General features: G+C 38.2%; 19 protein-coding genes and 1 pseudogene. 8 read left to right on the top strand and 12 right to left on the bottom strand.

The genetic code is table 11. From position 1 onward, the window contains the following. Positions 1-260: 260 nt before the first annotated feature. From RBQ61_RS07715 to RBQ61_RS07705, 3 genes are all read right to left on the bottom strand, one after another. Positions 261-839, bottom strand: a complete 579-nt coding sequence (locus tag RBQ61_RS07715) for a DJ-1/PfpI family protein (protein ID WP_308139907.1) — start codon at positions 837-839, stop codon at positions 261-263. Between the two features lie 383 nt (positions 840-1,222). After that, positions 1,223-1,498, bottom strand: a complete 276-nt coding sequence (locus RBQ61_RS07710) for a hypothetical protein (RefSeq protein ID WP_308139906.1) — start codon at positions 1,496-1,498, stop codon at positions 1,223-1,225. Between the two features lie 223 nt (positions 1,499-1,721). Further along, positions 1,722-1,955, bottom strand: coding sequence for an alpha/beta-type small acid-soluble spore protein (locus RBQ61_RS07705; RefSeq protein ID WP_308139905.1), 234 nt, complete (start codon positions 1,953-1,955; stop codon positions 1,722-1,724). Positions 1,956-2,569: 614 nt separating this feature from the next. On the opposite strand from RBQ61_RS07705, the gene RBQ61_RS07700 reads away from it, so the two are divergent. The 5 genes and pseudogenes from RBQ61_RS07700 to RBQ61_RS07680 all read left to right on the top strand — a co-directional run bounded on the left by RBQ61_RS07700 (position 2,570) and on the right by RBQ61_RS07680 (position 7,334). Next, positions 2,570-3,478, top strand: a complete 909-nt coding sequence (locus RBQ61_RS07700; RefSeq protein WP_308139904.1) for a YIEGIA domain-containing protein — start codon at positions 2,570-2,572, stop codon at positions 3,476-3,478. 25 nt (positions 3,479-3,503) lie between these two features. Further along, a complete protein-coding gene (locus RBQ61_RS07695; RefSeq protein ID WP_308139903.1) occupies positions 3,504-3,692 on the top strand; it encodes a hypothetical protein in 189 nt (62 codons plus the stop codon). An 11-nt stretch (positions 3,693-3,703) separates the two neighbouring features. Then, complete coding sequence (locus RBQ61_RS07690) at positions 3,704-6,040, top strand: xanthine dehydrogenase family protein molybdopterin-binding subunit (RefSeq protein ID WP_308139902.1); 2,337 nt, start codon at positions 3,704-3,706, stop codon at positions 6,038-6,040. After that, the gene (locus RBQ61_RS07685) at positions 6,027-6,860 is read left to right on the top strand and encodes a xanthine dehydrogenase family protein subunit M (protein ID WP_308139901.1); all 834 of its coding nucleotides are present in this window, start codon (positions 6,027-6,029) and stop codon (positions 6,858-6,860) included. Before RBQ61_RS07690 ends, RBQ61_RS07685 begins: the two co-directional genes overlap by 14 nt. 1 nt (position 6,861) lies before the next feature. Next, positions 6,862-7,334: pseudogene (locus RBQ61_RS07680) on the top strand ((2Fe-2S)-binding protein). Between the two features lie 117 nt (positions 7,335-7,451). On the opposite strand, the gene RBQ61_RS07675 reads toward RBQ61_RS07680, so the two are convergent. The 4 genes from RBQ61_RS07675 to RBQ61_RS07660 all read right to left on the bottom strand — a co-directional run bounded on the left by RBQ61_RS07675 (position 7,452) and on the right by RBQ61_RS07660 (position 12,421). Beyond that, the gene (locus RBQ61_RS07675) at positions 7,452-8,891 is read right to left on the bottom strand and encodes a S41 family peptidase (protein WP_308139900.1); all 1,440 of its coding nucleotides are present in this window, start codon (positions 8,889-8,891) and stop codon (positions 7,452-7,454) included. Between the two features lie 580 nt (positions 8,892-9,471). Further along, positions 9,472-9,597, bottom strand: a complete 126-nt coding sequence (locus RBQ61_RS07670; protein WP_308139899.1) for a hypothetical protein — start codon at positions 9,595-9,597, stop codon at positions 9,472-9,474. A 488-nt stretch (positions 9,598-10,085) separates the two neighbouring features. After that, on the bottom strand, positions 10,086-11,876 hold the full coding sequence (glmS, locus tag RBQ61_RS07665) for a glutamine--fructose-6-phosphate transaminase (isomerizing) (protein WP_308139898.1): 1,791 nt from the start codon (positions 11,874-11,876) through the stop codon (positions 10,086-10,088). Positions 11,877-12,220: 344 nt separating this feature from the next. After that, positions 12,221-12,421, bottom strand: coding sequence for a hypothetical protein (locus RBQ61_RS07660; protein WP_308139897.1), 201 nt, complete (start codon positions 12,419-12,421; stop codon positions 12,221-12,223). 322 nt (positions 12,422-12,743) lie between these two features. Here RBQ61_RS07660 and RBQ61_RS07655 point away from each other — a divergent pair, with 322 nt between their 5' ends. After that, positions 12,744-12,983, top strand: coding sequence for an alpha/beta-type small acid-soluble spore protein (locus tag RBQ61_RS07655; protein WP_213925301.1), 240 nt, complete (start codon positions 12,744-12,746; stop codon positions 12,981-12,983). A gap of 51 nt (positions 12,984-13,034) precedes the next feature. On the opposite strand, the gene RBQ61_RS07650 is transcribed toward RBQ61_RS07655, so the two are convergent. The 4 genes from RBQ61_RS07650 to RBQ61_RS07635 all read right to left on the bottom strand — a co-directional run bounded on the left by RBQ61_RS07650 (position 13,035) and on the right by RBQ61_RS07635 (position 16,992). Beyond that, positions 13,035-14,066: an electron transfer flavoprotein subunit alpha/FixB family protein gene (locus RBQ61_RS07650; RefSeq protein ID WP_308139896.1), complete on the bottom strand. Its 1,032-nt coding sequence runs from the start codon at positions 14,064-14,066 to the stop codon at positions 13,035-13,037. A 15-nt stretch (positions 14,067-14,081) separates the two neighbouring features. Further along, a complete protein-coding gene (locus RBQ61_RS07645) occupies positions 14,082-14,864 on the bottom strand; it encodes an electron transfer flavoprotein subunit beta/FixA family protein (protein WP_308139895.1) in 783 nt (260 codons plus the stop codon). Positions 14,865-14,876: 12 nt separating this feature from the next. Beyond that, positions 14,877-16,016, bottom strand: coding sequence for an acyl-CoA dehydrogenase (locus tag RBQ61_RS07640; protein WP_308139894.1), 1,140 nt, complete (start codon positions 16,014-16,016; stop codon positions 14,877-14,879). 202 nt (positions 16,017-16,218) lie between these two features. After that, entirely contained in the window at positions 16,219-16,992 is a 774-nt protein-coding gene (locus RBQ61_RS07635) for an enoyl-CoA hydratase-related protein (RefSeq protein ID WP_308139893.1), read from the bottom strand. 271 nt (positions 16,993-17,263) lie between these two features. On the opposite strand from RBQ61_RS07635, the gene RBQ61_RS07630 reads away from it, so the two are divergent. Beyond that, on the top strand, positions 17,264-17,569 hold the full coding sequence (locus tag RBQ61_RS07630) for a hypothetical protein (protein WP_308139892.1): 306 nt from the start codon (positions 17,264-17,266) through the stop codon (positions 17,567-17,569). Positions 17,570-18,871: 1,302 nt separating this feature from the next. Here the strand turns inward: RBQ61_RS07630 and RBQ61_RS07625 are convergent. Next, positions 18,872-19,042 (bottom strand): hypothetical protein, encoded by a 171-nt coding sequence (locus RBQ61_RS07625; RefSeq protein ID WP_308139891.1) that lies wholly within the window; start codon positions 19,040-19,042, stop codon positions 18,872-18,874. On the opposite strand from RBQ61_RS07625, the gene RBQ61_RS07620 reads away from it, so the two are divergent. Then, a complete protein-coding gene (locus RBQ61_RS07620; RefSeq protein WP_308139890.1) occupies positions 19,041-22,541 on the top strand; it encodes an S-layer homology domain-containing protein in 3,501 nt (1,166 codons plus the stop codon). The genes RBQ61_RS07625 and RBQ61_RS07620 overlap by 2 nt on opposite strands. The last annotated feature ends 4 nt before the right edge of the window (positions 22,542-22,545 follow it).

The raw sequence follows: 22,545 nt of genomic DNA, 5'->3' as shown, positions 1-22,545 counted from the left end.
ATAATTATTAAAGCGATTCTTGTTCGCTTTTTTCTACAATTGTGTCGTAATATTTGAATATTGTGAATCAATAGATGTGAAATGTCTATTTTGTCTTTCCTAATTATTTATCATCCTTGTTAGGGCATATCTCATTTACATAGTCCCAATATTCTCCTGAAGTTAACATGTATTCTGGGGACGGAGCTTAAAACGACTTAAAAAATTCATACAAAAGTTAATTGGAATTCAAAGGTCAGTCCACGTAATATTTAATTCTTTTATGTTCCCTTGATATGCTTAGCAAAGTTATTTTTTTCTTCTTTATTTTTAAATAAATTAAACCAATCGCATATTTCTATTGCAAAGTCGATAAAAGCTATTCCTTGAGCAGTTATAATGTTTTTATCTTTTACAACCCTTTCCCAAACAAAATTTTCTCTTGGGAAGGGGTCTTCTTCTCCAAATGCCTCAATATGTTTTTGCGTCCATTCTACAACGGGCGAAGTATATTTAACATTTTTCAGGATACCTGACTTTGCTAAAAATACTGTTCCAGCACCACAAATGCCACCTATTAATTTCCCTTTTGAATTCAGGTTATTTATTAGTTCTATTAATTCAGGTTTAGAATCTCCATACCACCCACCTGGAATTATCAAACCTTCTACATCCTCATATTTTACATCTGTTATTAATTTTAACGGCTTATATAAAAAACCAGAGCTGCCTTTAATAATTTTATTTTCATACGAAATTGTAATTATTTTTTTACCAGCATCTGCACTCAATAAGTGGGTAATAAATGTTATTTCATAATCTGTCATTCCGTCAAAAATAAACACTAATATTTTATTCATAACTATTCTGTATCTCCTGTTTTATTGGCTTAGTTAATTTTAAATCTAGGTTGAACCTTACCATTAGTGGATACCTATCAAATATAGTTTTTCAGTAATACCAATATCTAACTTATCCAAATAATTTATGCTCATTAGAGCTGATTTAGATGACCTTATTATGTTTATCCAGTTTATTATAGTCAGTTCACTTTATTGTACCATGTTATTGAATTAGTGTAAATATATGGATTTTTTTCGTGCTAGTGTTATAATAATGTTGTTTAATAATATTATTATAATACGTGTAACCGCAATATTAAAATTAAATAGGGGTAATTCTAAATATGGTAAGAGGGCCGCCCCTTATCGAGACAGCCCATTCTTTAATTTGCTAAAACATACTAATAAACGTTGTTATTATTACCACTTTCTTGCAGTTTATTTTTTACACTTTGTATTTTTTCAGATCCTACAGATGTAGAACTATTTAAGCTAGGAACAGAATTGGTCATGTTCCCTAGGCTTGCTGTATTTGAAATATTTGAAGTTAATTCAGCACCTAAAATCATATTTTTACTTGCAGGAGAGTTCATATTTTGCATAGCATTTTGAATTTCTGCCTGTTCTATTGATTTTGAATTTTTAATACTAGGAATATTTCCATTTATATTTGTCATGTATTGCCTCCATTAATATTCTTTAAATTTGTAAGTCCTACTTACATCAATTAGTATTTGTAAAAAAAGCATGAGTATTCTATCAGTATATTTTAGCGAAATTATTAAAGTTAACCAAATTAAGATTTTTAATGTAAAAAGTTAATATTTAAAAGTGCTAAAAAGACTTTAAATACAAAATATTTCCTATGACTAAAATACTCATAGGAAATATTATATTTAATTATTTAATTTGTGTACCGTTTTGACCTGCCATCTGTTTTTGGGCCAATTCTACTAAATTTCTTACCATGTATCCACCAACATAGCCATTCTGTCTAGATGTCAAGTTTCCTTTGTCAATCTTATCATAATCACTTAAGCCTAATTCATTAGCTATTTCTAACTTCATTTGATTTAAAGCCTGTTTCGCTTCTGGAACTTTCACTCTGTTGTTACCATTATTATTTGATGACATAATTTTATTTCTCCTTTCATTCTAGAAAAAAATTTAATTGTCAGCGGAGAACAATTATCTCTTTTTATTGAGATTAAAGTTTATTGTACCCTTTTTTTTAAAAAATATATTTGATAAATTTTATAATAAATCTATACATTATCCATTTTTTATTTTTTTTAAATTTTCATCAGAAACTTTTCCATCTTTAATAACAATAACTGGTAATCCAGTGTATTGTGTTTTAATATTCATTAAATATGGGGTAACAGGTTGCTAGTTAGCTTTAGGCATTATCATCTCTCCTTATACCGAGATTCTCGTCAAACAAGTTTATTAGTTATAAAAATAGTTTCTTAATCTTATTTTGCCTAAAGAATAATTTATTTATAATGAGGCCTTTAGTTATCAGCCAAAACAATTCCCACTCTTTTTCATTATACTCACCTTTTTCATCCAAATAGATTACCTTTATTTTAACAAGTTTTTGTGAATAATTAAAATTATAAATAGAATAATAATTTTTATAGGTCAATCCTTGTACATAAAAACCGAGATACTACTATGTTTATCCCTATATAGGTATTGCTGAAGTAATATCCCATTACAAACGAATAATTTAATTGGAGGTCATAATGAAAGAAGAAATTATATCTCAGCAGCAACTTATTTTTATAGGTACTGCTGTCATTATGGGGAGTTTAGCAAGGATATTAACCATAATACAAGATTATAGGCAATACCCAAGTTATCCTAATGGTTATTTATTAAATTTAGTTTCAGGAATAGTTGCTGCAGGTTTAGGAGCTGTTGTCGTTCCTGCTTTTCTAACTAAGAATTATTCAGCTATTACTTTTTTAACATTGGGTATCCAGCATTTTAGGGACATTAGGAAATTAGAAAAAGAGAGTTTAAAAGATGTTGATAGCTCTGAATATGCTAAAAGAGGTGATGCTTACATAGATGGTATTTCGAAAACATATGAAGCAAGAAATTATTTTGCTCTATTAGTATCTTTAATTACTGGAATAACCATGCATGTCGTTAACAGCAAAGTAATATGGGTGAATATTGTAATTGGTGTAATAGCCGGTGCAATAACATTCTTAATTTTAAGAAGATTTTCAAAAGGACATAATGTTGGTGATCTCGCAGATGTTAAAATCGGTAAAATTGAAGTTAGAAATTCTGAACTTTACGTGGATAATATATTTGTTACTAATTTATTAGGAACTGATAATTCAAGAAAATTAGTACAATCTGAAGGTATTGGTGCTGTAATAACTCCAAAAAAAGAACATTTCCGAATCACTTTAGATAATTATGGCCAAAGGCAGGCAATACTTTTTGAAGTTTGTAGAAGACTTGGTGTTAAAAGATATAACTTCATAAGGAAACAATTTAGTACAGGTAAAATTGCTTTAGCCATAGTGCCAATTATAAGAGATAAAGGTGCTTTTGTTGATACAATAAAACAAACGCCAATTTTAGAAAATGTCAAAAAGAATCCTGAACTAATAAAAGATCCGCTTGAAGATAAATAATTAGAAAATTAAAGGAGAAATTATAATGGCAAAAGAAAAAGCTGAAATAATTGCTTATATTACATTAAATAAAGAAAGAGTTTTTGGAGGAAATCCATTAATACTAATAGCAAATAACGTTGAAGAACAAAAAATATTGTGCAGAGATATTGGAAAAGCCATGAGGGCCAATGTTTCACAACTAAGTTGTGGTGATTATATCATAATAAAATAGGAGGAAATGAATTGACGGTTTTAGGCAATAGCATTCTTAAAAAAGAAGCCTGGGATAAAGTAACCGGGGCAGCGAAATATAACGTGGATGAAGTTGTTAAAAATATTTTTCATGCGAAGATGTTATGTAGTACATGTGCACATGCTAAAATTAAATCCATTGATATTTCTCAGGCATTAATAGAGCCTGGTGTCAAATCTATTTTAACAGGAAATGATTGCGAAATTTTATTTGGTGAACTCATCGATGACAGACCTCCTATTGCAAAAGATAAAGTTAGATACTACGGGGAACCGGTTGCTTTAGTAGTGGCAGATTGTGATCAAACTGCAATGCGAGCAGCAAACTTAATAAAAATTGAATATGAACAACTACCTGTTGTGAATTCAGTTTCTGAAGCAACAAAAGAAAACGCTACATTAATTCATGAAAATTTAACAGATTATACATTTGAATCTAAATATGTATATCCACAAAAAAACACCAATATTTCACACATTGTAAAAATTAGAAAAGGTGATGTAAATAAGGGATGGCTGGAGAGCAAAGTCGTTGTGGAAGGAAGCTTTACAGAGTCGCAAGCGGATCATGCTGCCATGGAAGTAAGAAATGCAAGAGCTGAAATATTGCCAGATGGAACAGTTCTAATCAATACTTCGACACAAACTCCTTTTACTGTAAAAAAATACATAAGCAAATATTTTAAGCTAGAAGAAAGCAAAGTGGTTGTACACACCCCCCTTGTAGGTGGCGCTTTTGGAGGAAAAGCATGTGTTCAATTAGAAATTTTAGCATATCTTGCTTCACGGTCAGTTGATGGAAGACCAGTAAAAATTTCAAACAGCCGTGAAGAAGATATTGCTACTTCACCATGTAAAATGGGAGCTGAAGTTAAAATTAGGCTTGGAGCTGACAATAATGGAAAGTTAAAGGCTGCAGAAATGACTTATTTAGTTGATGGCGGAGCCTATTCCAACATATCTCCACGTTTAGCAAAGGCTATTGCAGTTGATTGTTCTGGACCTTACGCAATAGAAAATTTATCATGTGATGCCATGAGCATTTATACAAATCATAGTTATTCCACATCATTTAGAGGTTTTAGCCACGCGAGCCACGCTTTTTGTTTAGAAAGATTGATGGATAAATTAGCACTCAAACTAGGCATGGACCCTATTCAGTTAAGAATAAATAATGCTATAACTGTAGGCAAGACTTCACCAACACAGGTAAAAATAACTAAAAGCAATTCCGGCGACCTTGTTTCGTGTTTAGAAAAACTTAAACAGATTATGAATTGGCAGGAAGGAAACAAAATTGAATTAGACAATGGAAAAGTTAGAACTAAGGGCATCAGTTGCTTTTGGAAAACATCTGATTCACCCACTGATGCATCCTCAGGCGTTTTGCTCACCTTTAATTCTGATGGAAGTATCAATTTGAACTGTGGTGTTGTTGAAATAGGCCCCGGTTCAAAAACAACATTAGCTCAAATTCTAGCAGAAAAAATGAAAATGCCTATAAATAAAATTAATGTAGTTATGAATATAAATACTCAAACAAGTCCTACACATTGGAAAACAGTGGCGAGCATGAGCACCTATATGGCAGGAAGCGCAGTATTAAGAGCTGCTGAAGACTTAATCATGCAGTTAAAAAAAGCTGCTGCAGTTGCACTCAAATGTTCTTCGGAGGATTTAGATGTTGGCAATATGAGAGTATTTTTAAACGAAGATCCTACAACATATATATCATTCAAAGATTTAGTTTATGGATTTCAATATGACAACGGAAATACAGTTGGTGGTCATATATTTGGAAGAGGAAGTTTTGTTATGAGCAGACTTACACATCTTGATCCTGCTACCGGGATAGGTAAAGCAGCTCCTTCTTGGACACTTGGCGCTCAAGCAGTTGAAATTGAATATGATAAAACAGAATGCACATATAGATTTGTTAAAGCTGCAACTGTAATTGATGTAGGTAAACTTATAAATCCAAAATCAGCTATGGGTCTTTTAATGGGCGGTATGAACATGGGACTTGGAATAGGAAGCAGAGAAGAGTTTTTATACGATAAAAATGGTATCATGCAAAGTACAAGTTTTAGAACATATAAGATGATGAGATACGGAGAGAATCCTGAATATGTTGTTGATTTTGTAGAAACACCTGATTTATCAGCGCCATATGGTGCAAGAGGAGTAGCTGAACATGGCATCATTGGAATTCCTGGTGCATTAGGAAATGCCATATCCTTAGCAGCTGATATCGATGTTGACAAACTACCTATAACACCGGAATACATTTGGAGAAAAAAAACAGGAGGCAAAAATGATACCTACTAAATTTGAATATTATATGGTGGACTCATTAGAAGAAGCCTTCCAAGTATTTAATGAACTAAATTCACAGGGTAAAAACCCCATGTATTATAGTGGTGGAACTGAAATTATAACGATGGCAAGAGCAAATAACATTCACATAGGTGCAGTCATAGATATAAAAGGAATTCCAGAATGCTGTACTATGGAAATAAATGATACTACATTAAACATTGGTAGTGCAATAACACTTAGCCAAATATCAGAATCAAAAATATTTCCACTCCTTGGCCAAACTGCTGCCCGAATAGCTGACCACACTATTCAGTGTAAATTGACAATTGGGGGCAATTTATGTGGAACTATAATATATAGAGAAACATCACTTCCCTTAATGCTTTGTGACAGCCATGTTGTCATTTTTGGAAAAAATGGCAGACGAGAAGTTCAATTTAATCAAATATTTAATGAGAAACTAAACCTTTTACCTGGTGAAATATTAGTTAGTTTAAAAATAGATGAAAGATATTTTTCACTTCCATATGTCCACGTTAAAAAAACTAAAAGCGATAAAATTGCTTATCCGCTTATGACAGTAGCAGCACTTAAAAAGGATAATAAAGTCAGAATTGCTTTTAGCGGGTTATATTCTTATCCTTTTAGAAATAAAGAAATAGAAAATTATATTAACGATGAGGGAATAAGTCATAAAAATAAAATAAGCCAAATTATTAATCAAGTATCATCTTCAATATTAAATGACACTGAAGGATCATCCGAGTATAGAAAATTTGTGCTTAAAAATACCCTTGAAAATACTTTTAAAATGTTAAATGAGGTGTGATATGTTTAAAATTTTAGATACCAGTATAATAGAGCTTGATGTAAATGATGAAAAAAGGAAAGTTGTAGTAAACCCTTCTGATACATTGCTTTATACTCTTAGAAATGAATTAAATCTTACGGGTGCAAAACCTGGCTGTGAAAATGGTGATTGTGGTGCATGCACTGTTATTGTAGACGGATGGCCTATAAAATCCTGTTTAACTCTAACTGTAGAAAAATGATAGGTCATAAAATAACAACAATTGAAGGTCTTAAAAATGCTCCTATTCAAAAAGCATTTGTAGAAAAATGGGGATTTCAATGTGGATTTTGCACATCAGGATTTTTAATGGTATGTCATTCTTTAGCTACACAGCACAAAAATGCAGATGATTATATAACAGAACAGTGGCTCCAATCTAATTTATGCAGGTGCACGAGTTATCAGGAAATAAAGGAAGCCATAAATTCAATTTTAACAGAAAGTATTTAAGAAACATTACAAAATAACCCTTGATAGCCTAAACAGCTTCTCAAGGGTTTCTAATCTTATTATATTCATTCTTTATAATATCAATAAATTAGTCTTTCACACATCATACATCTTTCTCTATAACCCGTAGTACGAAATCATATTCAGTGTATGCATCATTGCGTCATCATTTACCCAAATATCCGGTGAAAATCCGGTTTCTTCAGTAAACACTGCTTCATCATAATAAAAGCCTAATCCGGAGCCACACTCGATATTGATTCTCGAATTGGGAAGCACAATCTTAACAGAGCTGTCACTCATCAAGCCTCCGCCGCTGTTGGTTCCCACAAAAATCACGTTGTCCTTATTACGCAGAGCCGCAATAAGCCATTCGCCGGCGGAAAATGTATAATTGTCAACAAGAACAAATAATAAATTACTGTTTTTACTGCGCACAAAAGCCGATGCTTCTTTTATTTCCCAACCGTTGCTTCCCGAACTGTAGTTATTCAGCAACTGTTCTGATTCCTGATCTGATAAATATTGCCCAAGATTTTTGTATTTCAGATAATCCGCTGCCCTGCTTATTCGATATGCGTACACATTGCCTGTAGCATATTTTGACAGCACCGGATCATATATATCCAGCCAGTCTATAACATATTTGGACATTCCCCCGCAGTTTCCACGCATATCTAAAACTGAAACCTTACTATTTTTCACAGTATCTGCCGACCTGACAAATCTTCTTCCGTCCTGTTCATACATGAATGAACGTACAGAAATAACCGGAATACCATTTACTTCATAGTCAGAATAATATGTACCGTTATCTGTATGATTTTCAAATTTTGGAGGCACCAATACAAATTTTTCGGTCCTGTTATCAAACACAACCTCTGCCACTCCTATTACATCCGCAGAAAGCATGCCTATCTTATAGACAAGCATTCCTTTATCATTTATGGAACGCTTCATGTATTTTTCAATCTCATGGCTGCCATCTACCATGGAAACATAGCTTCTCTTTCCGCCTTCCTCAACATAATATCCCTTTTTATCCTTAAGGAATACCGTTTCTTCGTTAGAATAATATACTGCTTTTTCTAAAACGGGCTCATTGCCAATCCGAAAATGACCATCCTTTACAAAGCTGAGATTCCTTTTAAGTGATTCACGCAAAATACTGACAGACAACTTCTCTCCCGCAGCCTTACAATCTGAGAGCACATCTTCCTTTGCTCTTTCAAAGGTCTTATCTCCTCCGAAATAGAAGTATGCCCCATAGCAATTTTTCAAGACTCGGAATATAATGTCTGCATCACCCTCTGCTTCTTCATATGTTAGACGGCTTGCACTTCCCTTGAACTTGCTATATTCCGTAATACCTTCAAGCTCTTCGGCTGTAAACCCTACTTCAAATGCTTTCATATCAGGTGTATAAGCCTTAATATCTACGCCAGGTACACACATAGTTTCAAGTGCATGCTGCTCGTTAATCACTTTTACCTCACTGTAAAAGTCATCCTGACCATTATATCCATATACAGGAAGAACCAACATTAATAAACTCATCACAGCACACAATACCTTTATCATTACTATGTATTTCCTTTCATTACAAAATATTTTTCTTAATCAATTTTTACCTGTTTGTAAATTATAACACAAATTACACTAAATTCCAATACGTAAAAAATGCTCACAAAAAAATACCTAATGAAATTATAATTTCCTTAAGTGATTTTTCGAGTGTACTGGGGGACTTATCCACCATTTTATTTAGAATAATTTATTGGTAATCCCGTATTTCCATAGTTTCTCCGTTTCTAAGGTAAAATATCGATTTTGTTTTTTTGTTTATAAATAAATTTGATATCTTCGTGCAGGATCAGACGGGAAGTTTTTGCGTTTTTTGCGGCATAGACACCGTAGGTATTTTACGCTCCGTGCACTGCCGTACAACAGTATTTTCAGCATGAACATAACTCCTGTATAGTATTGCTATCATTGTATTCTTCAATGCATAAGTTGTTACAGCTTGTTCTATTATAAATATAGTTTGGCGCAAAAGTTTCTTCGGACGTTTAATTGCAAAAAAATAAACACGGATTTTTTATCCGTGTTGACTTTTTATCATTATTTTTAAAATTTTCTACACATTATCCCAATGTTTCTTTGCGTTGTCATATATCTTTTCCAAAGACATTTCATCAAATATTTCATCATCTATCTTTAAATAATCTTCTTTGCTTATGCTCACACATATCCTATTACCCATGTATCAAATTCTTCTTGCCCAAATACAGGTTATATTAACTTTTCATAGTTGCCTACTGCGTATATTACCAATAATAATGCAACAAGATGCTAATGCTGCAAAAATATAGGGTATATCTGTAAGAACATTTAACCACAAAAATGCTACAGACCAACCGTGCCAGATTGCCCTTATCCCTTTATTTTCCATAGCAGCTTTCCTCCGTTATCGTTTTAGTTCGCCGAATTTCATAAATGCGTAATCGTTTCCATTAAATTATACCATACCTTTTATATAAATTATACAAATATTGGTTTCCTACCTTTAAAATTATTAATTTTACTTAATAAAAAAATTCTGTAGCGGTTTATCTTCTACAGAATTTTCTATTATAAGAATATCTTTTATGCATTTTTGTATTTTATGCTAATTCAATTTTTTCACAACATAGTTGTTTTTTTCATAACTTAATTGTGGCTGAACACATATCGCAAAACAGCAAAACCGCTTTACTCAACCGTTACCGATTTTGCCAGGTTCCTCGGCTTATCTATGTCGCAGCCTTTAATGAGTGCTGCGTAGTAAGCTAGGTACTGTGCCGGTATTATGGCTGCAAGAGGTGATAATAGTTCGTTGATATCGTCAATTACTATATCATCTGTTTCCTGGCTTAATTTTCTCATAGATATTACCATTGTAGCAGCTCCTCTTGCCTTAACTTCCTTGATGTTACTTCTTGTGTTAAGGTTTATATTTTCCTGTGTAATGACTGCAATAACAGGAGTGTTCTGCTCAATTAATGCAATTGTTCCGTGTTTTAACTCGCCTGCAGCGAAGCCCTCTGTCTGTATATATGAAATTTCCTTTAGCTTGAGTGCCGCTTCTAAGCATACAAAGTAGTCCATGCTTCTTCCTATATAGAAGCAGCTCCTGCTGTCTGCAAGATATTTTTCCGCAAGTTCTTTATATTTATCTTTATCATCGCATAGGGTTTCCATTGTGTATGCAATTTTGCTCAATTCTTTAAAAATGTTTATGTCAATTTTATTATCAACCAATGCAGCAACAATTGATAATACAGCTATTTGTGCAGTGTATGCCTTTGTTGAAGCAACGGCAATTTCAGGACCTGCATATAGGAGGAGAGTATTGTCTGCCTCTCTTGACAGTGTTGATCCCTTTACATTTGTCACTGTAAGCGTTTTGAAGCCCATCTCTTTAACCTTTACAAGCACCGCTCTGCAGTCTGCAGTTTCTCCGCTTTGGGAAATAAACATAAACAGGGGCTTGTTGGATAAAAGCGGCATATTGTATATGAATTCACTGGCAATTATAACTTCCGTAGGCTTTCCGGCTATTTTTTCAAAAAATTGTTTCCCTATAAGGCCGGCATGGTAGCTGGTTCCGCAGGCGATAATGTATAGTTTGTCGCATTCTCTAATATTTTCAATAATTTCCGGAGCAATGTACATATTTCCGTTTTCATCTACATATTGAGACATTATTTTTCTGATTACAAAAGGTTGTTCTTCTATCTCTTTCATCATGTAATGAGGGTATGTTCCTTTTTCAGTGTCAGACGCATCAATATCCGTTTTATATGGCTCTCTTGATACTCTGTTCCCGTAAATTGTATATATTTCTATGTCATCTTTTGTAATTTTAAGAAATTCCTTATCTTCTATTTCATAAAACTGGTTTGTATAGTTAATCATTGCCATTGCATCACTGCCGAGCATGTTAAAGCCTTCTCCCTTTCCGGCCAGCAAAGGCGTCTTATTTTTAGCCGCATACAGCGTATTCATATCTTCCTTATCAAGAATGGCAAGAGCATATGACCCATCCAATTCACTCATGGTGTGTCTGATTGCCAAAGGGACATCTTCTCCGTCATTAACGAACTTTTCAATAAGCTGCACTATAACTTCTGAATCTGTATCGCTTGTAAATTTACTTCCATTTAAGTATTTATGTCTCAATTCATCCTCATTTTCTATTATACCGTTATGAACCAGTGTAAATCTTGTAGAGCTGCTTTGGTGGGGATGAGAATTAATTTTATTCGGCACACCGTGTGTCGCCCATCTGGTATGACCTATTCCAAGATTTCCTGAAATACTGTTGTCAAAACATTCTCTTAAATTGGATATTCTTCCTTTTTCCTTACATATATATACGTTATTGTTATATGCAACCGCTATACCTGCCGAATCGTAACCTCTGTATTCCAGCTTTTCCAATCCACCTAAAATAATTTCCTTAACATCTTCAAATCCTATATAACCAACTATTCCGCACATAATATTTCTCCATTCTTATATTATAATATTTTCCGCCTGCTTTTTGCAGACACATGAAATTTTACGCAGGATATTCCTGCTTTTCTAATAAAGCAACGATATTAAATTAATATTCTTTAGGGCATAAAATCATAACCATTAGCATTGCATTTTTATTTTTAGCAATAATATAAAATATGCATAAAAACAAGAAGTTCTTGGGAAATAAGAACCACAGCAAAATGGTACAAAACCTAAATACTATTAATAAAAAATTATTTTTCTAATTTGATTAAATTGGGAATTTTCAGGAAAGATAATATTATTTCAGTAATGGATATGTTGGCTAACGGTTTTATTTTGTCTCAACAGTCACCTGCCGGATTTGTAAAAACCATATCGATGAAGCCGCACCGCAGAGCATCCGCCGAATTTTCGATAACTCTGTCCTCGTCAACTAATTTAGTTCTGGCGCTATAATACTTTTTTGTCCTGACTCCCTGAATACCTCCTTTTCTATTTATTAAATTATGAAAAAAAATAAAAAAAGTTACTTCACTTTTCACATTTTACCATAAAAAATGGAAAACGTCTATACTTTTTTATTTATTGTTGTATGAAGCAATTTTTTCTTGCCAATTCTCATCCTTTTGTTCAATTATTTGCCATGTATTATTAAAAAATCGCTGTTAATAATAATGTTAGAAAGTCATTCAAAAAGGCTTTCTTGAAATTTAATCTTGTAAATTAAGATTGACCTGAACTTTACATAGTTATTCAGGTTGATTGGGCCCAATAGTATAATTTACCACCGTAACATTATCTTACATGATTAAATTAGAAATCAAGGACAATACTAATAATACATCTATGAAAGGAGAAAACAAAATGGCATCAAACAATAACAGCGGAAGCAACAATATAGTTGTTCCTGAAGCAAAACAAGCTTTGAATCAAATGAAGACTGAAATAGCTAATGAATTGGGATTAACAAATTATGAGCAGGTTGACAAAGGTAATTTGACAGCTAGACAAAATGGATATGTTGGCGGTTACATGACAAAAAGATTAGTTGAAATGGCTCAGAGACAAATGAGCGGATCCAGCGGAACTGGCGGAATGAAATAAACCAAGTTAAAATAAAAAATGGTGAGCGGCTATGCTGCTCACCATTTTGTTTTATTTGTTTTCGCTTGCTCTTTCTTTTTTAAGTTCATCAATCAGCAGAGGAACTATCTTGAAAACATCTCCCACTATTCCCACATCTGCAACATCAAATATAGGAGCTGTTTCATCCTTGTTTATTGCAATTATAAATTCGGATTCCTCCATACCTGCCAAGTGCTGTATTGCTCCGGAAATACCGCATGCTATATAAAGATTTGGTCTTACGGTTTTCCCTGTCTGACCTACTTGTCTGTCTTTTGGAACCCAGCCTGCATCAACAGCAGCTCTTGAAGCCGAAATTGTGCCGCCTAACAGATCTGCCAGTTCTTCAAGCATCGGATAGTTTTCCGGACCATGCATTCCTCTTCCGCCCGATACCAACACTTTTGCATCTTCGATATTCATTCTCTGCTGAATTATCGGAATCACATCCAATATTTCAACATTTTTGCATTTTTTAGGTATGTCAATTTTGTATTCTTCTATGTTAACAGGATTCTGCTCTGAGAATTTAGCAGTCTTCATAACGCCAGGTCTTACAGTAGCCATTTGAGGTCTGTGATTCGGGCATGCAATTGTAGCCATAATATTGCCTCCGAATGCTGGTCTTGTCATCATCAGATTTAATTTATCCGAATCTGTGTCATCCTTTTCTATTGCCAAACCTGTACAATCAGCAGTCAATCCTGTGTGGACTCTGGCTGATACTCTCGGAGCCATGTCTCTTCCTATTGCTGTTGCTCCGAACAACACAACTTCGGGCTTTTTGTCCGTTATAATTTTATTCAAAGCATAAACATACGGCTCTGTCATATATAAGTCCAAAAGCTCATCATCTGCATATATGCAAGCATCTGCTCCGGCATAGCAAAGTTTTTTTGCTTCATCCTTCATATCTTTACCCAGTAATACTGCCGTTACAGTTGTGTTTAATTCTTTTGCTAGTTCCCTTCCCTTGCCTATAAGCTCAAAGGCAACTTTCTGTACTTTGCAGTCTCTTTGTTCTGCAAAAACAAATACACCTTTATATTCTGAAATATTCATTCGTCTGCCCTCCTACTATAATATAAATTTCTCTTTTAATTTATCAACTATCAATTCAGCTGATTCCTGTGGTTCCAAGCTAAATACCTTACCTGCAGATTTTGCACCCTTGGTAAATGATTTTTTAACCTTCGTAGGAGAACCCTTAAGACCAATGTTATCTGTATCTACATCTATATCTTTCAAATTCCAAACCGTTGGATTATTGGCTCTGAATGCGTCAAATATTCCTCCCGGAGTCATATATCTTGGTTTGTTCAACTCTGACAGTGCCGTAATCAATACAGGCATTTCAGCCTTAATTGTGTGGTATCTGTCTTCATATTGCCTTTTTATAATTACATAATTGCCTTCTATTTTAATGTCTTCGACATAGCTTATATTAGCAAGTCCAAGATGTTCAGCAATTTGCGGGCCTACTTGAGCTGTATCTCCGTCTATTGCCTGTCTTCCTGTTATGATTAAATCATATTTCAAATTTTTAATTGCGGCTGCGATTGTGGATGATGTTGCCCATGTATCAGCTCCGCCAAATGCTCTGTCAGTTAATAGGATTGCTTCATCTGCACCCATTGCCAGTGCTTCTCGAAGTGCCAGATCTGCCTGCGGCGGTCCCATTGATAACACTGTTACATGCGCGCCTGTTTCATCTTTTAATCTCAATGCTGCCTCAAGCCCTGCCTTATCGTCAGGATTTATTATGCTTGGAACACCTTCTCTTATTAATGTGCCCGTTTTTGGATCAAGCCTTACTTCTGTTGTGTCAGGCACTTGTTTTATGCATACTACTATATTCATTATTCTGCCTCCCTACTTCAACATATTCGCACTGATAACCATCCTCTGAACCTCTGAAGTTCCTTCATAGATTTCTGTTATCTTTGCATCTCTCATCATTCTTTCAACAGGATAGTCTCTTGTGTATCCATATCCTCCATGGAGCTGAACAGCCTTTGTTGTAACCTCCATTGCAGTTTCCGCAGCAAATAGCTTTGCCATTGCAGCATCTACGCTATAAGGCTGACCTGCGTCCTTGCTGGCCGCAGCCCTGTACACCAACAGTCTTGATGCATCCACTCTTGTTTGCATATCTGCCAGTTGAAATTGCGTATTCTGGAACTTGGAGATAGATCTTCCGAACTGTTTTCTTTCTTTCACATACTTAACAGTTTCATCTATAGCTCCCTGAGCAATTCCAAGCGCCTGAGAAGCTATTCCTATTCTTCCTCCGTCCAGAGTTTTCATTGCAATTTTAAAGCCCTGTCCTTCTTTCCCTAAAAGGTTTTCCTTCGGTACTATGCAATCTTCAAAAATAAGCTCACATGTAGCCGATCCTCTGATACCCATTTTTAACTCTTTTTTTCCTATTGAAAATCCTGGGAAGCCTTTTTCAACTATAAATGCTGAGATTCCTCTTGTTCCCTTCGATTTATCGGTCATAGCCATAATTATATATGCGTCAGCATATGAACCGTTTGTTATAAATATTTTAGTTCCGTTCAAAATATAATTCTCACCGTCCAGAACAGCCTTAGTCTGCTGCCCTGCAGCATCTGTACCTGCTCCTGGCTCTGTAAGTCCGAATGCGCCTAGCCATTCTCCCGACGCCAGTTTAGTCAAATATTTCTTTTTTTGCTCTTCTGTACCAAATTCATAAATCGGAGATGCGCATAATGATGTGTGTGCAGACAAAATAACACCTGTAGTCGCACAAACCTTTGATAATTCTTCAACTGCCATAACATATGTTAAGTTATCACAGCCCTGGCCGCCGTATTCTTTTGGAAACGGTATCCCCATAAAGCCAAACTTATGCATTTTCTCAACAGTCTCAGCAGGAAATTTTTCTTCCTCATCAACTTCCTGGGCCAACGGTTCCACCTCAGTGACAGCAAATTCTCTGAACAGCTGCCTAGCCATTTCATGTTCCTTGCTTAATTGAAAATTCATGTCTTCACTCCTTAATTTTTTGTCTCTACCCTTTTTACCCAATTGTTAATAATTTAACCGTTAATGCTATAAATTTTCATAGCATTAACGGTTAAATTATACTCCTTTGTTTATTAAATATCAAGCACAATTTTTTCCAAACAATGACAGAGACCAATTGGTCTCTGTCGTGTTTGTGACACTAATATTTATTTTTGTACAACTATTTGAAATTAGGCTTTCTTTTCTCCATAAATGCAGCTATTCCTTCCTCTCGGTCATCCGCAGCAAAGCATAAGCTGAAAATATTTGTTTCGTAGGCTATTCCTGTTTCAATATCCGTCTCTACTCCTCTATTTATGGACTCTTTTGCATATTTAACTGCAATTCCGGAATTCGACTTAATTTTATTGGCTAGTTTATATGTTTCTTCCATCAAATTGTCTTTCTCTGTCACTTTATTAACAAGACCTATTCTGTACGCTTCTTCAGCATCAATGTGCTCTCCGGCATAAATCAGTTCTTTTGCCCTTCCCATTCCTACCATCCTAGAGAGTCTTTGAGTTCCCGAAAATCCTGGAATAATTCCTAGTCCAACCTCGGGCTGCCCAAATTTTGCCTTTCGTGATGCAATTCTAATGTCACAGGCCATTGCAAGCTCACAGCCTCCGCCCAAAGCATAACCGTTAACCGCTGCAATTACTACTTTGCTTAGCACTTCAATTTTCCTGAACAATCTAGAACCGTCCTCTGAAAACTTTTTTGCCTGTGCAGGAGTCATTGTACTCATGTATGCTATATCAGCTCCAGCAACAAACGCCTTTCCTTCCCCAGTTATCACAATAACTCTAGTATCATCATCTTCATTTAATTGGTTGAAAATATACTCAAGCTCTGCAAGCATTTCAGAATTTAATGCATTCATTGTTTTAGGGCTGCTAATCCTTACTGTGCTTACACCTTCATTTTTTTCAACCAATAGATTTTCAATCTTCATAAATATCTTCCTTCTCTTAAATTTTTTGCACTTTAATCATTATACCACTCAAAAGTTTAATTTCCATTAATTTTTATTAATTATCAAAAAAAACTCCTTAAGTTGTCAGAAAATTTCATAATGACTCCTCCCTTAATTTTTAGGATATAAAAGGTTACATAATGCTTTAAGAAAAAGTGGCATGACTTATGCCACTTTTGTCATTGTCAATTATCCAAGCATCATTGTTCTGTTTGGAATTTGCAAATATACTTATTATGAGGTGATGTATATGAAACTCATTCTTTGGATGAAGACGGGATTTTTTAAGAAAACACCATATAGTCTTGGAGCCAGGGGAAACAATCTGCTCCTGATTCCCACTAAGGCAGAGGATGCAGAACAGATCATCCTCAAACAGGAGGGTCTCCTCTCCGTCACGCTGACACAGCGAAAATATCCGGAACTGGAAATTCAGGCTCAGGATGCGGTATATGTCGGAGTGTTCGAGGAGGGCGTTGACTTCGAGGAAGTTGCAAGTTATTTAAAAGAGCATTTGAAAACAAAAATCATCTGCGAATATAAAGGAGGAGAGTAAAATGAGTAAAAAACTAACAATTTGGCTGACATCAGCCTTCATGGTCCTATTGTTATTTGCGGTACTCCCGATCATGGCGTCTGCATATACCGGTATTTATGATACCTTTGATTCAGGGACTCATGGAAGCGCGCCCGAGGGCTGGAGCACATCTAGTTCTGTGGTTATATCAACGGATGTCAGTGTAAGTCCCGGCAATTCCGTTAAACTGCAGGGGTGGAGCGGCAATGCCGGCAGTAGGCTGATTTATTTTGATAATGTTCGCCTGTATTCCGCTACCGACACAACCGCTCCGGAACTAACCGGCTCTTCAGTATGGCGAAGCGGCAGCGAAACAGCCACGGTTCGCTTTATGTCAAATGAATCGGGTACCTGTTATTATAAGATTACCGACAGCAAAACACCGCCTGCAGACGTAATATCCGGCGGCACTAACGGCGGTTCGGTAACAGAGGATACCACTACGGTGTCGCTTAGCGGTCTGATGGAAGGGATAAAGTATGTCCATCTTGCTGTAAAGGACGGAGCGGGCAACGTCAGTGCACCACTTACAATTTCTCTGCCCTGCGATTACTATTATTTTGAGGATTTCGAGGCCTATCCGCTGAATACTTATATTGCGTCGAACTCCATGTCACCGCTGGCACAGAGAAACGGCGGCACAGGCAGCGGAAATCAGAAGGTTGTGGCAAACGTGAGCGATTCTTCCTCAAATATGCTTGTGCTGGCTTCAAACAGTGGTGCGGCTTCGGACCAACAAATTCTACTGAATTCGTTAGTTCTTGCTTCCGCAGGTGCTTATGTCTTTGAGGGCGATGTCTATCCCTTGCTTGACACAGGTTTCCAGCTGCGCCTTTCTTTTGCCGACAGCAACTATGAGGGCAATCATGAAGCCGGACTATTTTTCAACGGCGGTAAAATAACCACCGCAACTAAATCTGGATCAGTCACGCTTAAGGATGACTACACCGCAAATGTGTGGCACCATGTCAAAATCGTGGCAACCCCCGCCGCAAGCACATATGCGGTCTATTTGGACGGAGAATTGCTCAACGGTGCGTTACCGCTGCCCTCCGGGATTAACCGTCTTGCCATAAGCGCCGGCAATTTGGCCAACAATACACAGGCTTATTACGACAATCTTGAATTTTATCTGACTGACGACACCCCTGAGCCACCTGAACCGGAGGATTATGTGTTCGATATTTCCAAAGGACATGTCACCATAGCCGATGGAACTGATGCAGGAACATACAAGGTAACTTGCGGAGCTTCATCAGTTCTGGATAACATTCCGCAGTCTCAGATCATCACTATCACCGGCAGCGGAAGCAATAACGTTACTATTTCTGCAACAGATGGAACGGTAAAAATTCTTTTGGATAATGCCAGCATCAGTAGCGCCGTCAATTCTGCATTTGCACTGACAGGCTCCTCTGAAGTCGAGCTCACCATTTCGGGAGTTAACAGCATGACAAGCGGAAACAACAGGGCAGGTCTTGAGGTTCCCACAGGTACAGAACTTATAATTTTGGGGACGGACAACGATGAGCTTACCGCACAGGGCGGATACTATGCTGCCGGTATCGGCGGTGGCTACAGCAGTACGCCGGCACAGGCAGGCGTTATTACAATCAAAGGCGGTGTCATCAATGCAATAGGAGGAGATGCCGATGGAGGAACCGGTTCTGGAGCCGGCATAGGCGGCGGCAGAGGAGGAGACGGAGGCTCTATTACCATTGAAGGCGGAGTCGTAACGGCTACAGGCGGATATCGGGCGTCCGGTATCGGCGGCGGAACTTCCGGAACAGGCGGCGCTATTCTCATTAAGGGCGGCGACATTACAGCCACCGGCGGACAATACAGTGCTGGTATCGGCGGCGGTTATGGCCGACCCATGGGCAGTATTACCATTGAGGGCGGAACTGTAATTGCTGCCGGAATAAACGGCGGCGCAGGCATTGGTGGCGGCTATATTACAAGCAATATCACTACCACTTATACAGGCGGCTCTGTCCTGATATCCGGCGGCGACATTACGGCAACATCCACAGGAGGCTCCGGCATCGGTAGCGGGTCTTACCAATATGTTAGCCAAAGAATGCCGGTTTCTGTAACAATTACAGGCGGAACCGTTAATGCCACCAGTACAAACGGAGCTGGAATCGGCAGCACACACGGATCTATTACGATTACAGACGGAACTGTCATCGCTAACGGAGGAGACCGTTCAGCCGGCATCGGCGGCCGCTACTGGGAAAACAGCGGCACCATTGAAATCTCAGGCGGCGACATTACAGCCACCGGTGGCGCTTCCGGCGGAGGTGCAGGCATCGGCGGCGGCTACGCAAATGATGAAAACCCCCTTGACGGCGGCACAATTGAGATTTCCGGCGGAACAATCATTGCCACAGGAGGAGAATACGGCGCGGGCATCGGCGGCGGATACAAAGTCGGTACCGGCACAATTATTATCACAGGCGGGGATATTACTGCCACAGGAGGAGGTGGTGCAGGCATCGGTGTCGGTCTTGCCGGCAGCAGCGGAACAATAGTTATTTCTCAGGCTGAGCTTAGTATTTCACGCAACAGCCCATATACAAACCATGCCATAGACGCAGGTACGTCCGGCACAATCCACATCGGCTTTACCGGCGATTCGGTTACGCCTTCCTATGACCCTGAGTCAAGCCGTGCTCAGGTCACGATTGACAATGACGGTATCAACGAATCTGATCTGGTATTGGGAACCTGCCTGATCGCAGGCGACGGCTCTGGTGACCTTGCAGGCTCCTACATTGAGGGGGTTAAGCAGGTTGTCACATACGGCATCAAATCTATTGATAATCAGACATTTTTACCTCTGACCGAGGGGTACGGGGCGGACGACCTACAGACAATTTCCGTCACTATTGAGAATGCCGGCAACGGAACGCTTTCCAATCTTGCTGTAGCCCTGAGTGGAAATAATTCCGACAGCTTCACGACGACGCATCCACTGACCACAGAGCTTTCCAATCAAGGTGATGCAACTACGTTCATGTTAGTTCCCAATATGGGTCTGACTGCTGAAACCTACACGGCTGTGGTGACAATTTCTGCTGATAATATGAGCGATACCGGATTCACGGTTACGCAGGTGGTAAACGAGGCAGTCTCCACAGATAAGACCCTAATCAGTATCACAACCCAGACGGCAATCACGGGTGTGGTAAACGGTACGGAGAAAACAGCTTCCTCATTGGGGCTGCCCTCAACAGTGACTCTTATAACAGATGACGGCAGTGTTCAGGCAAGTGTAACCTGGGATGTGGATTCGTGCTCTTATGACACGTCCGTCACAACAGGGCAAACTTTTGTAGTAGACGGAACCGTGGTTCTGCCGGATGGAGTGGTAAATTCAAACAACATTTCTCTGGATATAAGCATAAGCGTTACAGTGAATGAGGCTGCCGCAACAGATAAAACACTTGTCAGCATAACGACACCGGCAGCAATCACAGGCATAGCCAACAGAACGGAAAAAACAGCTTCCGCGTTGGGACTGCCATCCACAGTGGCGCTTGTCACCGATGACGGCAGTATTCAGGCAAGCGTAACCTGGGATGTGGATTCGTGCTCTTATGAACCATCTGTCACAAAAGCGCAGGCCTTTGCGGTAAAAGGAACCGTGACACTTCCCAACGGAGTAATTAACCCGAGCAACGTACCGTTAACTACCGAAATCAACGTGTCAGTAAGGGCAAGGTCAAGCGGAGGCGGTAACAACGCCAGCTCTCCATCAAAACCCTCAACTCCGGAATATAAGGCGGTCGTGGAATCCGGCAATAGTTCTAATACGACTTTACCGGTTACGGTCGATAAAAATAGCGGCAGTGCAGCCGTAAACATTAGCACGGACGGCAATCTCATACCCGTTGGTCAAACTGCAGTTGTTACGGTACCGTCAGTACCCGGCGCCGATACTTATTTGCTGGGAGTACCTGTTCCGAATCTGAATACACCGGAAGAGCAGAGTGAAATATTGTTCAAGACCGATTACGGAAACGTAACTGTTCCTTCAAATATGCTTACAGGCATAACGGCCATAGGCGGAAGACGTGCGGAAATCTCTGTTGGTCATGGAGATAAGAGCAATCTCTCTGATGATGTGAAAGCCGCCATCGGCAACAGACCCCTCGTCCGGCTTACGTTGTCCATCGACGGCAGACAGACCGACTGGTCTAATCCAACTGCGCCTGTAACGGTGAGCATACCTTATACACCGACCGAAGCGGAGCTTGACAATACGGAGAACATCGTCGTATGGTACATCGACAACAGCGGTAATCCGCAATGCATTACAAACGGTCGATACGACCTTGAAACCGGCATGGTTACCTTTGATGCGACCCATTTTAGCAACTACGCCGTAGCATATAACAATGTAAGCTTCAATGATGTGGCTGAGAGTGCGTGGTATAACAATGCGGTGAGCTTCATTGCAGCAAGAGAAATTACCGGAGGTACAGGAGACGGAAATTACAGCCCCGAAGCAAGATTAACCCGCGGTGAATTCATGGTCATGATGATGAAAACCTACGGCATATCACCTGACGAGAATACCACCCACAACTTTGCAGATGCCGGCGATACCTATTACACCGGCTATCTGGCAGCAGCAAAAAGACTGGGTATCTCCGCAGGCGTAGGAAACAATATGTATGCTCCGGACAAGGAAATCACCCGTCAGGAAATGGTCGCTTTGCTGTACAATGCCCTAAAGGTCATCGATCAAATCCCCACCGGCAATTCCGGCAGAACTCTCTCTGATTTCGCCGATGCTGGACAGATTAATCCTTGGGCGCTGGACGCCATGACGCTGTTGGTTAATACCGGCACTATAGGAGGCAGCGGCGGCAATATATATCCTGCAAGCACAACCACCAGAGCAGAAATGGCGCAGGTATTGTATAATCTGCTGGGTAAATAATCTA

It is taken from the genome of Sedimentibacter sp. MB35-C1 (assembly GCF_030913635.1).
Taxonomy (GTDB): Bacteria; Bacillota; Clostridia; order Tissierellales; family Sedimentibacteraceae; genus Sedimentibacter.
This window is presented reverse-complemented; position numbering and strand designations above follow the sequence as displayed.

What these genes read in the sequence shown, in the direction of transcription:
- RBQ61_RS07715 (WP_308139907.1), bottom strand. Translation starts at nt 839, where the DNA reads ATGAATAAAATATTAGTGTTTATTTTTGACGGAATGACAGATTATGAA.
- RBQ61_RS07710 (WP_308139906.1), bottom strand. Translation starts at nt 1,498, where the DNA reads ATGACAAATATAAATGGAAATATTCCTAGTATTAAAAATTCAAAATCA.
- RBQ61_RS07705 (WP_308139905.1), bottom strand. Translation starts at nt 1,955, where the DNA reads ATGTCATCAAATAATAATGGTAACAACAGAGTGAAAGTTCCAGAAGCG.
- RBQ61_RS07700 (WP_308139904.1), top strand. Translation starts at nt 2,570, where the DNA reads ATGAAAGAAGAAATTATATCTCAGCAGCAACTTATTTTTATAGGTACT.
- RBQ61_RS07695 (WP_308139903.1), top strand. Translation starts at nt 3,504, where the DNA reads ATGGCAAAAGAAAAAGCTGAAATAATTGCTTATATTACATTAAATAAA.
- RBQ61_RS07685 (WP_308139901.1), top strand. Translation starts at nt 6,027, where the DNA reads ATGATACCTACTAAATTTGAATATTATATGGTGGACTCATTAGAAGAA.
- RBQ61_RS07675 (WP_308139900.1), bottom strand. Translation starts at nt 8,891, where the DNA reads ATGAGTTTATTAATGTTGGTTCTTCCTGTATATGGATATAATGGTCAG.
- RBQ61_RS07670 (WP_308139899.1), bottom strand. Translation starts at nt 9,597, where the DNA reads ATGGGTAATAGGATATGTGTGAGCATAAGCAAAGAAGATTATTTAAAG.
- glmS (WP_308139898.1), bottom strand. Translation starts at nt 11,876, where the DNA reads ATGTGCGGAATAGTTGGTTATATAGGATTTGAAGATGTTAAGGAAATT.
- RBQ61_RS07655 (WP_213925301.1), top strand. Translation starts at nt 12,744, where the DNA reads ATGGCATCAAACAATAACAGCGGAAGCAACAATATAGTTGTTCCTGAA.
- RBQ61_RS07650 (WP_308139896.1), bottom strand. Translation starts at nt 14,066, where the DNA reads ATGAATATTTCAGAATATAAAGGTGTATTTGTTTTTGCAGAACAAAGA.
- RBQ61_RS07645 (WP_308139895.1), bottom strand. Translation starts at nt 14,864, where the DNA reads ATGAATATAGTAGTATGCATAAAACAAGTGCCTGACACAACAGAAGTA.
- RBQ61_RS07640 (WP_308139894.1), bottom strand. Translation starts at nt 16,016, where the DNA reads ATGAATTTTCAATTAAGCAAGGAACATGAAATGGCTAGGCAGCTGTTC.
- RBQ61_RS07635 (WP_308139893.1), bottom strand. Translation starts at nt 16,992, where the DNA reads ATGAAGATTGAAAATCTATTGGTTGAAAAAAATGAAGGTGTAAGCACA.
- RBQ61_RS07630 (WP_308139892.1), top strand. Translation starts at nt 17,264, where the DNA reads ATGAAACTCATTCTTTGGATGAAGACGGGATTTTTTAAGAAAACACCA.
- RBQ61_RS07620 (WP_308139890.1), top strand. Translation starts at nt 19,041, where the DNA reads ATGACAAGCGGAAACAACAGGGCAGGTCTTGAGGTTCCCACAGGTACA.
- RBQ61_RS07625 (WP_308139891.1), bottom strand. Translation starts at nt 19,042, where the DNA reads ATGCTGTTAACTCCCGAAATGGTGAGCTCGACTTCAGAGGAGCCTGTC.